Source organism: Arthrobacter sp. 35/47 (assembly GCF_000520475.1).
Classification (GTDB): Bacteria; Actinomycetota; Actinomycetes; order Actinomycetales; family Micrococcaceae; genus Arthrobacter_D; species Arthrobacter_D subterraneus.
Map to the genome: position 1 here is coordinate 91,093 of NZ_KI914618.1, position 11,386 is coordinate 102,478.

General features: G+C 66.4%; 9 protein-coding genes. 4 read left to right on the forward strand and 5 right to left on the reverse strand.

Annotated features, from left to right (window positions below; all coding sequences use genetic code 11):
- Positions 1–51 precede the first annotated feature (51 nt).
- Positions 52–2,166 carry a Stk1 family PASTA domain-containing Ser/Thr kinase gene (locus tag X803_RS0115245; RefSeq protein ID WP_026545805.1) on the forward strand — a complete coding sequence of 705 codons (2,115 nt, stop codon included), beginning with the start codon at positions 52–54 and terminating at the stop codon, positions 2,164–2,166.
- A 57-nt stretch (positions 2,167–2,223) separates the two neighbouring features.
- Here X803_RS0115245 and X803_RS0115250 read toward each other — a convergent pair whose 3' ends face one another.
- On the reverse strand, positions 2,224–3,594 hold the full coding sequence (locus X803_RS0115250) for a class II 3-deoxy-7-phosphoheptulonate synthase (RefSeq protein ID WP_026545806.1): 1,371 nt from the start codon (positions 3,592–3,594) through the stop codon (positions 2,224–2,226).
- A 66-nt stretch (positions 3,595–3,660) separates the two neighbouring features.
- On the reverse strand, positions 3,661–4,617 hold the full coding sequence (locus X803_RS0115255; protein WP_026545807.1) for a lysophospholipid acyltransferase family protein: 957 nt from the start codon (positions 4,615–4,617) through the stop codon (positions 3,661–3,663).
- A gap of 106 nt (positions 4,618–4,723) precedes the next feature.
- On the opposite strand from X803_RS0115255, the gene X803_RS0115260 reads away from it, so the two are divergent.
- The gene (locus X803_RS0115260; protein ID WP_026545808.1) at positions 4,724–5,488 is read left to right on the forward strand and encodes an alpha/beta hydrolase; all 765 of its coding nucleotides are present in this window, start codon (positions 4,724–4,726) and stop codon (positions 5,486–5,488) included.
- A complete protein-coding gene (locus X803_RS0115265; RefSeq protein WP_026545809.1) occupies positions 5,485–5,943 on the forward strand; it encodes a hypothetical protein in 459 nt (152 codons plus the stop codon). The genes X803_RS0115260 and X803_RS0115265 overlap by 4 nt, the downstream gene beginning before the upstream one ends.
- A gap of 15 nt (positions 5,944–5,958) precedes the next feature.
- Here the strand turns inward: X803_RS0115265 and X803_RS20485 are convergent, their stop codons facing one another.
- Positions 5,959–7,014 carry an ROK family glucokinase gene (locus X803_RS20485; protein WP_084033842.1) on the reverse strand — a complete coding sequence of 352 codons (1,056 nt, stop codon included), beginning with the start codon at positions 7,012–7,014 and terminating at the stop codon, positions 5,959–5,961.
- Between the two features lie 227 nt (positions 7,015–7,241).
- Here X803_RS20485 and X803_RS0115275 point away from each other — a divergent pair, with 227 nt between their 5' ends.
- Positions 7,242–9,059, forward strand: coding sequence for an AMP-dependent synthetase/ligase (locus X803_RS0115275; RefSeq protein ID WP_026545810.1), 1,818 nt, complete (start codon positions 7,242–7,244; stop codon positions 9,057–9,059).
- 4 nt (positions 9,060–9,063) lie between these two features.
- On the opposite strand, the gene X803_RS0115280 is transcribed toward X803_RS0115275, so the two are convergent.
- On the reverse strand, positions 9,064–10,476 hold the full coding sequence (locus X803_RS0115280; protein ID WP_026545811.1) for a mycothione reductase: 1,413 nt from the start codon (positions 10,474–10,476) through the stop codon (positions 9,064–9,066).
- A gap of 3 nt (positions 10,477–10,479) precedes the next feature.
- Positions 10,480–11,386: MinD/ParA family ATP-binding protein (locus tag X803_RS20490; protein ID WP_162149239.1), on the reverse strand; the 907-nt coding region annotated here is incomplete at its 5' end.

Sequence of the window (11,386 nt, forward strand, 5' to 3'; positions counted from 1 at the left end):
CTGACCTGTGTTGGTCCGGGCGTCGGCCGCCGTTTCACTTAGTATCGAAGAGTGCGCGAGCGGCGGAATGACTCACTGGTGGACACCGTTGTGGACGGTCGGTACCACGTCCGTTCACGGCTTGCCCGCGGCGGCATGTCCACCGTCTATCTGGCCACCGACCAGCGCCTTGAACGGGATGTGGCCCTGAAGGTGCTGTATCCGCACCTGGCCGAGGACCGGCACTTCCTTGAACGGTTTGAGCGCGAGGCGAAGTCCGCTGCCCGGCTCTCCCACCCGCATGTAGTGGGTGTGCTGGACCAGGGCGTGGAGGATGGGCCGGAACACGGCGTGGCCTACCTGGTCATGGAGTACGTGCCGGGCAAGACCCTCCGGGACCTGCTCCGGGAGCGGGGCCGCCTCACTCCCCGGCAGGCCCTCGCAATGCTTGACCCCGTGATCGAGGGTCTGGGTGCGGCACATGAGGCCGGGCTCATCCACCGCGACGTGAAGCCCGAGAATGTGCTGCTTGCCGAGTCCGGCGGCATCAAGATCGCCGACTTCGGGCTGGCGCGTGCAGTCTCTGCCGGCACCAACACGGGCACGCTGGTGGGTACGGCCGCCTATCTGCCGCCTGAGCTGGTCACTGGGGGCGCCGCTGATGCCCGCAGCGACATCTACTCAGCGGGCATCATGCTCTTCGAGCTTCTCACCGGCGCCCAGCCCTACCAGGGTGAGGCGCCGATCCAGATTGCGTTTCAGCACGTGAATTCCCGGGTGCCCGCTCCCTCGACCGCTGTTCCGGGACTGGCCCAGGATCTTGACGAGCTGGTGCTCTGGTGCACGGCCGTGGATCCGGAGGAACGTCCCATCGACGGGAACGCCCTGCTTGGGGAGCTGCGGCACATCCGCACCACCCTGAGCGACGCCGAACTCGATTTTGGCCGGGACCGGCAACGCCCGCCCGCCGCCCGCCCCGGGACCGCAGCCGATTCTTCCGGCGATGGGCACAGCCACCATGCCTCAGAGGTGCTGGGAACGGCAGGTTCCACCGAAGTGGTGGGGCGGCCACCCTCCTACCCAACGGAGATTCTCGGCGCGCAAGGCTCCCCGACCACCGTGCTCGGAGGTTCCAACCCCACAACCGTACTGGGTTCCACGCCGGTCGCTGGATCGATGCCGGAGCGGCAACTGGACGCGGCTGCGCGCGAGAAGCTCGCAGCGCGGGAGTTCAAGGCCCACCGGAAGGAGCAGGCGAAGGCTGCGCAGCGTCCGGAAAAGTCGTTGCGGTCGGGCAATGCACGACGCCGCAACATCCTCCTTGTTCTCCTGCTGACGATGCTTGCCCTGCTGGCTGCAGCAGCAGGGTGGTTCTTCGGTGTCGGCCCCGGAGCCCTGGTCGCGGTCCCGGATGTCTCCAGCCGCCCGGTCAGTGCTGCGCAGGCGATGCTCACGCAGGCTGGCCTGTCGTCCACCGCCGAGCAGGTTCACTCCGATTCGGTTGCCGAGGGCCTTGTCATTGCCAGCGAGCCGCGGGGATCGGCGTCCGTCCGTCCGTGGGAAGAAATCCAGCTGCTCGTGTCGCTGGGACCCGAGCTCTTTGATGTGCCCGAGGTCGCCGGCCTCGCCGAAGCAACGGCGGCTGCCACCCTGGTGGCAGCGGGCTTCGACGTCGGAGAGGTGTCGCGCCAGTTCAGCGGCACCGTTCCGGACGGCGAGGTCATCGCGACCAATCCGGCCGTCGGTGAAGCGATTCCGGCCGGCACCCCGGTTGGCCTGGTGGTTTCCCAGGGCCCCGAGCCGGTCGACGTGCCCTCCGTCGTCGGGCTGCCTGAAGAGGAGGCTGTCAGCGCGCTCGAAAGCGCCGGCCTTACTGCAGCCGTCTCGCCCGAGCCGGTGAACGACATCACCGTGCCTGCAGGATCAGTGCTGACCCAAAGCCCCGCCGGTGGCCAGCTGCGCCCGGGTGAATCGGTCACACTGAGCATCTCCGCCGGGCCCCGCATCCTCCCCGTGCCGGACGTGTTCTCCGATTCCGAGGCGGACGCAGTCGCGGCGCTGGAAGAGGCCGGGTTCACCGTCGAGGTTGAGTACGCGTTCGGCAGGCCGGTGCTGGGACTTGTGGCCGGTCAGGATCTCACGGGCGAACACCCCGAAGGGTCGACGGTCACCATCACGGTGACCTGAGAACGAGCGCCTGCGCACCGGGGGCGGGAGTGAGCCCGCGCGCCGGGATCGCCGGAATCAGCGCCGGGAAAGCGCCCCGGCCACGAGGAAGGCCATCTCCAGGGACTGCATGTGGTTCAGCCTCGGATCGCAGACCGACTCATAGCGGTCCAGGAACGCTTCCTGGTCAATGGGGTCGGCCCCGCCGAGGCATTCCGCGACGTCGTCGCCGGTCATTTCCACGTGCAGGCCGCCCGGGAACGTCCCCAGTTCATTGTGAACCTCGAAGAAACCGCGTACTTCATCCATGACGTCGTCGAAGTTGCGGGTCTTGTAGCCGTTCGGGGAGGTGACGGTATTGCCGTGCATCGGATCGGTGACCCACAGGACCTGCGCACCTGAGTCAGTCACCCGGGAGACAAGGTTCGGCAGCTTCTCGCGGATGTTCTTGGCGCCCATCCGGGTGATGAACGTGAGGCGGCCGGGTTCGCGGTTGGGATCCAGCTTGTCGATCAGTGCCAGGGCGTCATCCGGTGAGGTGCCCGGACCGAGCTTGACGCCGATCGGGTTACGGACACGGGACAGGAAATCGATGTGCGCGCCGTCAATGTCGCGGGTGCGCTCACCGATCCAGAGGAAATGTGCGGATGTGTCGTAGGGCAGCCCGGTGCGCGAGTCGGTCCGGGTCAGGGCCCGCTCGTACTCGAGCAGCAGTGCCTCATGGCTGGCAAAGAACTCGACCCGCGTCAGCGCGTCGAAGTCAGCGCCGCAGGCCTCCATGAACCGGACGGCGCGGTCGATCTCCCGTGCCAGTGATTCATAACGGGAGTGCGCCGGGTTGGCCGTAAAACCCTTGTTCCAGTGATGCACCAGGCGCAGGTCCGCGAAACCGCCCTGCGTGAACGCCCGGATAAGGTTAAGCGTGGAGGCCGACGTGTGGTAGGCCCGGACCATCCGGGAGGCGTCATGACCGCGGCTCTCCGGAGTGAATTCATATCCGTTCACCATGTCGCCGCGGTAGGCGGGCAGTGTCACGCCTTCACGGGTCTCGTCATTCGATGAGCGCGGCTTGGCGAACTGCCCGGCCATGCGGCCCATCTTGATGACGGGCAGCGAGGCCCCGTAGGTGAGCACTACGGCCATCTGCAGGATTGTCTTTACGCGGGCGCTGATCTTGTCGGCGGTGGCGCCGTCGAAGGTCTCAGCGCAGTCGCCTCCCTGGAGGAGGAACGCTTTCCCCTGGGCAGCTGAGGCGAGCCTCTCGCGAAGCACATCGACCTCGCCGGCGAACACCAGCGGCGGCAGCGTGGACAGCTCCTGGAGGGAGGACCGGTGCACCGCGGCATCCTGCCAGCTGGGCTGCTGGGAGATGGCAAGCTCCCGCCAGTTGTCCAGCCCGTGGTTGGGTGCGGCTGCTGAGGGTGCGGAGGTCACGGTTGATTCGGTCACCCGTTAAGCCTAATGGCAACAGCTGACGACGGCGGACTCCCCCGGTCATCCAGCGGCGCGGGTTGGTCACATAGCCCGGCTGCTGGGTCCGTCGTCGTGCTTCTTCCGGCTTTGTCCGGAGGCAGAGGCCGGCTCCTGGCCGCCGCGGGCGCCCCCACCGGTTTCCCGCCCGATGATCCGCACTTCACCGGGCAACGGGCCCTCGACGCTCGGCGGCAGCGAAGTGTCCGACGACGGCGGAACGGGATTCGCCGGCGTGGAGCCTTCCAGCCGGACGGCTGCCTGCCGGAGAGGGTCTGCGGCGCGTTCCGGCTTCTTTCCGGCTTTCTTGCCTGCCGTTTTGGCACTTGCGAGCCGTTCCTTCACGCTGCTCGCGTAGACGTCCACATACTCCTGGCCGGACAGCCTCATCAGGGCGTACATGATCTCATCGGTGACAGAGCGTTGGATGAAGCGGTCGTCGCCCATGCCGGCATAGCGCCGGAAGTCCATCGGTTCTCCGACAATGATGCCGACGCGACGGATGTTCGGGATCCGCCGGCCGATCGGCTGGACCTTGTCCGTTCCGATCATGGCTACGGGGATGACGGGCACTCCCGTTGCGAGGATCAACTTTGCGACGCCGGTCTTTCCCCGGTAGAGCCTGCCGTCGGGGCTGCGGGTTCCCTCGGGATAGATGCCCAGGATTCCGCCCGACTTCAGGATTTCCTCGCCCGCCGAGAGCGAGGTTGCCGACGCCGCGCCGCCGGAACGGTCCATCGGCAGCTGGTTGGTCAGCCGGAAGAAGGTGGCGGTCAGCTTTCCCTTCAGTCCCTTTCCGGTGAAGTACTCGGATTTGGCGAGGAAGATCACCGGCCGCGGCACCGCAAGGGGCAGGAAGATCGAATCCGAGAACGACAGATGGTTGCTGACAATTACAGCCGCACCGGTTGCCGGAATGTTGTCCAGGCCCTTGACCCAGGGCCTGAAGAGGAGATTCACAAGTGGACCGATAAAGATCCGCTTCATGATCCAGTAGAACACTCTGCCAGCCTTCCTGAGTGGGGTTCTTGGAACACTACTCTACGGGCGGCGGTGTGTGCGCGTGCGTCACTGGCAGTGCGCCGGACACGGTGACACCATTGGAACCATGACCGTCGATCCCGCTCTGGCAGCGTTCTCCTCCAGCGGTTCCGGGAGCCGCGCGCGCACCGGGGTGATCCTCAGCCACGGCTTCACAGGTTCGCCGGCGAGCATGATCGAATGGGCGCGCTACCTCGCGGACCGGGGATTCGCCGTACGGCTTCCCGTGCTGGCCGGGCACGGCACCACGTGGCAGGAGCTCGCGAGGACACCATGGGAGCGCTGGTATGAGGGAGTCGAAACCTCCTACCGGGAACTTGCGCGGGAAACCGACGCCGTGGTGGTGGCAGGGCTGTCGATGGGCGGTGCCCTCGCCCTGCGGCTCGCCGCGCTGGAACCGGTGGCTGGCGTCGTCGTCGTCAATCCAGGGCTCACCATCGCCGATCCGCGCGCACGCTATGTGGGCGTGCTGAAGTACCTGCTCAGAACCGTCCCGTCGATCGGCAATGACATCCGGAAGGAGGGCGTGGACGAGCGCGCGTATGCCCGTACGCCCGTCTCGGCTGTGCACCAGCTCGCGCAGCTCTTCCGTGACACCACCGACCGCCTCCCCCAGGTGACCGCTCCTATCCTGGTATTCCGCTCCAACACTGACCGGGTTGTTCCCGAAAGCAGCCTCGAAGTTCTACAGCGGCGCATCGGGAGTGCAGACTTGGAGATAATACGGTTGGAGAACAGTTACCACGTGGCCACCATGGACCACGACCAGGAGCTCATCTTCGAGCGCTCCGCAGCATTCATCGAGCACGTGACGGCAGGTACCACCGCATGAGTCCCCGAGCCCAGGATCCGAACGAGTCCACCGACGACGCGGTCTGGCAGGACCTCGTCGCCCGCCTGGAAGAAACGCCCAGCAGTGAGCTGCCCGAGCGTCCGGCTTCCGACCCGGCGCCCTCCGCCGAGGAGCGTGTGCGGGCGATCTTCGAAGGCCAGCCCGTCCAGGCCCCCGCCGGCCCCCGGGACTACACGGCGCCTGTAGACGAGGAAGACGGATCCTTCCAGCCGCCTGAGCCCCCTGCCCTGGGCGTCGGGGATCCGCTGGTGGTCCTCGCCTGGCTGGGCGCGGTAGGCGGTCCTGTAGCGCTGGTGCTGATTGCCATGTTCTGGCGCGCGGCCTCGACAACGGTGATGTTGGGTATCGTCGCGATCTTCCTGGCGAGCGTGACCTTCCTGATTTTCCGCCTCCCCAAGACCCGCGATTACGACGACGACGGCGCTGCGGTCTAATCCCTTGCCGGCGCGTCAGCGTCGGTCGCTGAAGCGGCCCGACGGCATGGTGCCGTAGGCCCTGCCCAGCAGCGGCCGGTACCTGATCCGGGAGAGGTCCGCAGCACCGACCAGCCCGGCATCCGGTCCCAGCGCGGCGGCGGTGATGGTCGCCGCGGGCCGGAACCCCCGCCCTGTCAGGTTGCGTTCGAAGGCGCGCCGAGCGGGATCGATCAGCAGCGTGCCGGCCGCTCCCAGTCCCCCGCCGATCACGAAGGTCCCGGGGTCCAGCGCCGCGCCGAGGTTGGCCAGGCCGAGGCCAAGCCACTGTCCGACGTCGTCAATCAGTTCCCGGCACACGGGATCGCCCCGCAGCGCCAACCGGGTGACCACCGCACCGGTGATGGCCTCGACATCGCCGCCCACCTCCTGGAGCAGGGTCTGCGCGACCGGCGAGTTGGCGGTGGCTAGTTCCCGGGCCTCCCGGCCGAGCGCGTTGCCCGAGGCGTACTGCTCCCAGCAGCCGCGGTTGCCGCACTCGCAGCGGTGCCCGTTGGGCACGATGATCTGGTGGCCGAACTCCCCCGCGACGCCGTGGCGGCCGCGTTCGAGAACGCCGTCCATGATCATCGCCCCGCCGATCCCCGTGCCCAGCGTGATGAGCACAAGCCGCGGCTCTCCGCGGCCGGCACCGAACCGCCATTCCGCCCACGCAGCAGCATCAGCGTCATTGAGGACAGTCACCCGCCGTCGGAGGGCCTTCTCGAGATTGGCCCGCAGCGGTTCATTGCGCCAGGCGAGGTGGGGGCTGAAAAGCACGGTCCCGTTGTCCAGGTCCATCCACCCGGCCGCCCCGATTCCGACCGACCGGATACGCCGGCCGCGCCCGAGCTCGCCCACCAGGTCCACGATCACTGCTTCCACCGCGCGCGCGTCCTGCCCGGGCGTTTCCCTCCGCGCGGACGCGACGATGGTGCCATAGGGATCCACGACGCCGGCAGCCACTTTGGTGCCGCCGATGTCGATGCCGATTGCGAGGCCCCGGGAGCGCAGGGGCCTCGGTGCAGGGCGAGGGTACGGTGCCTGCGGCATCCCCAGCCGCCGGTTCCCACCGCGGAGCCGTCCACCCCCTGTGGCGCCCTCTTGCGGTTCCGGATGCATGGGTGCCGGCCTCCCGCCGTCGTTCTGGAGCTGTGCCGCGCTGACTGTAACGGATTCACCGTTACTGATTCGTACATTACTGGACGGTAAGAACGTCCGGGAAAACCTATAGGCTAAAGACGTCTCACAGGATGTGACAAAGATCAAAGGAGATTCCCGTGCGCGAATTCAGCGTTCCGGCCAAGGTGCAGGTCCCCCGGGACAGCAACACCACCCACCTGGTGGTCAAGCAGGCCGAGAAGGCCAGCAATCCTGCCCTGTTTGCCACCAAAGATGCCTCCGGGCAATGGTCCGATATCCGCGCAACTGATTTCCTTGCGGATGTTCGCCGGATCGCCAAAGGTCTCATGGCATCGGGGGTGGGCGCGGGTGATCGCGTGGCGATCATGGCGCGCACCCGGTATGAATGGGCGCTCGTGGATTTCGCCGTCTGGTTTGCGGGCGCCGTCTCCGTCCCTGTATATGAAACCTCCTCCCCATCTCAGGTCGCCTGGATTCTTGGGGATTCCGGGGCGGTCGCTGCCTTCGTTGAATCCGGCCGACACGAAAACGTGGTGCGCCAGGCTGTGGCCTCCGAGAACCTGAATGCGTTCCGCGACGTATGGCAGTTCGACGGTGATGGGCTGGACACACTGCGGGCAGCCGGCACCGGCATTGATGACGCGGCACTCGAGGAACGCCGCCTGATCGCAGGCCTGGATGATGTTGCGACCATCATCTACACCTCGGGCACCACCGGAAAGCCGAAGGGGTGCGAGCTCACGCACGGCAACTTCGTTGAACTGTCGGAGAACGCTGCCGCGTCGCTGCCGGAAGTTGCCCACGAGGGTGCGCAGACCATCATGTTCCTGCCGCTCGCCCACGTCTTTGCCCGCTTCATCTCGGTACTGTGCGTCGCCGCCGGCGCCACCGTTGCGCATACCCCGGATGTGAAGAACCTGCTGCCGGATCTGCAGAGCTACAAGCCGACCTTCATTCTGGCCGTCCCCCGCGTCTTCGAGAAGGTCTACAACAACTCGATGCTCAAGGCTGAAGACGCCGGCAAGGGCAAGATCTTCCACGCCGGAGCCGATACGGCGATCGCCTGGTCGAAGGCTGACCAGGCAGGTAAAGTGCCCCTCGGCCTCAAGGTCAAGCACGCCATCTTCGACAAGCTGCTGTACGGCAAGATCCGCACCGCGATGGGTGGCCGGGTACAGCATGCCGTCTCCGGCGGTGCCCCGCTCGGCGACCGTCTCGGCCACTTCTTCCACGGCATCGGCCTCATGGTGCTCGAAGGCTACGGGTTGACCGAGACCACCGCACCCATCTCGGTCAACACGCCGCAGAAGATCAAAATCGGTACGGTGGGCGCTCCGCTTCCCGGCAATGCGGTCAGGATCGCAGACGACGGCGAGATTCTCGCCAAGGGAGTCTGCGTGCTGAAGGGCTACTTCAAGCGCCCCGACCTCACGGAGGAAGCCTTCACGAACGGCTGGTTCCACACCGGCGACATCGGCCAGCTCGACGAGGACGGTTTCCTCAGCATCACCGGGCGCAAGAAGGAAATCATTGTGACCGCCGGCGGGAAGAACGTCATCCCGGCGCAGCTGGAGGACATGATCAGGGCCAATGCCCTGGTCTCGCAGTGCGTTGTGGTCGGCGACCAGCGACCGTACATCTCCGCGTTGATCACCCTGGACGAGGAGGCGCTGCCCGGCTGGCTTGAGCGGCATAACCTCCCCGCTGAAACCACCATGGCTGAGGCAGCACGGCATTCCGCGGTCCAGGCGGAAATCCAGGCGCTGATCGATTCCGCCAATGAGTCGGTGTCCCAGGCTGAAGCCATCAAGGTGTTCCGCATCGTTGAGCAGGACTTCACCGAGGCCAGCGGCCACCTCACGCCGTCCATGAAGATCAAGCGCGCGCAGGTCCTCAAGGACTACTCAGCGGTGGTCGAGGAGATCTACTCACACCCGCGCCCGCAACCCGCCTGACGGGTCAGGTGGAGGGCGCCCGCAGCGAAAGCAGGGCGTTCTCCACCACCTCGGCCAGTGCCGGATGAATCCAGTACTGTCCGCGGGCCATGGTGAAGGCGTCAAGGCCAAAGTGCATCGCCTGGATGAGGGGCTGGATGAGGTTTGAGGCTTCGTGTCCCATGATGTGCGCGCCGAGGATGGTTCCGGTGTCTTCTTCGGCGAGGATCTTCACGATTCCCGTGGTGTCCTCCATGGCCCAGCCGTACGCCGTTGACCCGTACTGCTGGACCGCCACCGCAACACGCGAGCCGGTCTTTTCCGCCCGTTCCAGGGCCTGTTCCTCAGTGAGCCCCACCGTCGCTATCTGGGGTCTGGTGAACACGGCGGCGGGTACGTAGCGATGGTCGCTGGCGTGCAGGGCATCCGGGTGCAGCAGGTTGTGTGAAACCACTCTGGCTTCATGATTGGCGACGTGCTTGAGCTGGAAGGGGCTCGAGATATCGCCGAGCGCCCAGAGACCGGGGACGGGTTCACCCTTCCTGGTGACGCGCTGGAACGCATCGACTGCGATCCTGCCGTCGGTCGTCAGATCGAAACCGGCTTCCAGCGCACCCACCCGGTCGCTGTTCGGTGTCCTTCCGGTAGCGACGAGCACGACGTCGGCTCCGACTTTCGATTCCCCGCCGTCCGTCGCCACCACCGTGGCTGTGACCGACCCGTCCGCGTTGCTGTCCACCCGGGTCACCTGACGGCCCGTCAGCACCGTCCATTGCGATTGCGCGCGCTCCGTGAAGCGTTCAGACATCGTGTGGTCAAGTGAGCGCAGCAGCTGCCCGGACCGGACCGCGAGAGTGACGTCGGTGCCGAGGGCGGAGAAGACGTGCGCAAACTCGGCCGCGATGTATCCGCCGCCGATGATCAGCATGCGTCGCGGTTGTTCGTCCAGCCTCATCACGGTGTCCGACGTGTGCACCTGCGGCAGGTCCAGTCCGGGGATACCCGGCACCACGGGACGGGAGCCAGCGGCAATCACCACCTGATCAGCGGTGATGACAGCGCCGGAGGCGGTGACCAGCGTGCGGTCCGCCGTGAACCGGGCCTCTTCCTCGTACAGGTCCACGTGCTGCAGTTCATCTGCCCGGTACGCCCGTCCCGCTTCCGAGATGCTGTCGATGCGGGTGAAGATGCGGTCCCTCAGGTCCGCCCAGCGGGTCCCGGTGTGCTGCAGGTCGACGCCGAGGCGGCCGGCGTCGTCAGCGGCCCGGGCAAGCTCCGCCGGGTATACGAGCATCTTGGTGGGGATGCATCCTACGTTCAGGCACGTTCCGCCGAACGTCCCGCCCTCAATGATGGCGACCTTCCTGTTGTCCCACTCGGGCGTGATGAGCGTGTTGCCGGAGCCTGAGCCGATGATCGCCAGATCGTAGTGAACCACGGATCAGTGCAGCTGATCCACGACAAGCGCCGCCAGCTCCACGACGGCGTCCCGGGTTTTCGGCTGCAGCTTGGCGAGGTCAACGCGGGATCCCTCGGCGAGGTGGCGGTCATAGGGTATCCGCACCACGGTGCTCACCCGGGACCGGAAGTGTTCCTCGATCTCGTTGACGTTGACCTCGGTGCGGTTGCCCGATGACATGTTGACGACCACGATCGCCTTCGCCACCAGGTCGTGGCGGCCGTGCGCTTCAAGCCAGGACAGGGTCTCCGAGGCGAGGCGCGCCTCGTCGACGCTGCCGCCGGAAACAAGCACGACGGCGTCGGCCTTCTCCAGCGTGCCCTTCATGACCGAGTGCACCATTCCGGTGCCGGAGTCGGTGAGGACGATGGAGTAGTACCTGCCGAGGATGTCCGTGACGGCGCGGTAATCGGCGTCGTCGAAGGCCTGCGCAATGGTGGGGTCCGTATCCGACGCAAGCACATGTAGGCGGGACCCGTCGCGGGCGACGTAGCTGGAGAGCTGGGCGAAGGAGTCCACCATGAACCGGTTCTGCACGAGCTGGCGCGCCGTGAATTCGGCCTTGCCCGGTGACCGGTCTGAGAGGGTTCCCCGGTCCGGGTTGGCATCCATCGCGATGATCCGGTCCTCGCGGATATCCGCCAGCACCATTCCCAGCAGGGTGGTCACTGTGGTTTTGCCGACCCCTCCCTTCCGGGACAGCACCGGAACATAGCGGGTCCGCTCCCCCAGCCGCACGCCCACCCGGTGCTCGAGCGCACGACGGATCCGCACGGCGTCGGAATCGCCCAGATTCACGTAGCCGAAAGTCGCCTTATACAGCCACAGCCGCCATCCCCCGATGGGCTGGCGCTGCTGCGACGTCAGGAGCCGGTCCGCTGTCAGGGAC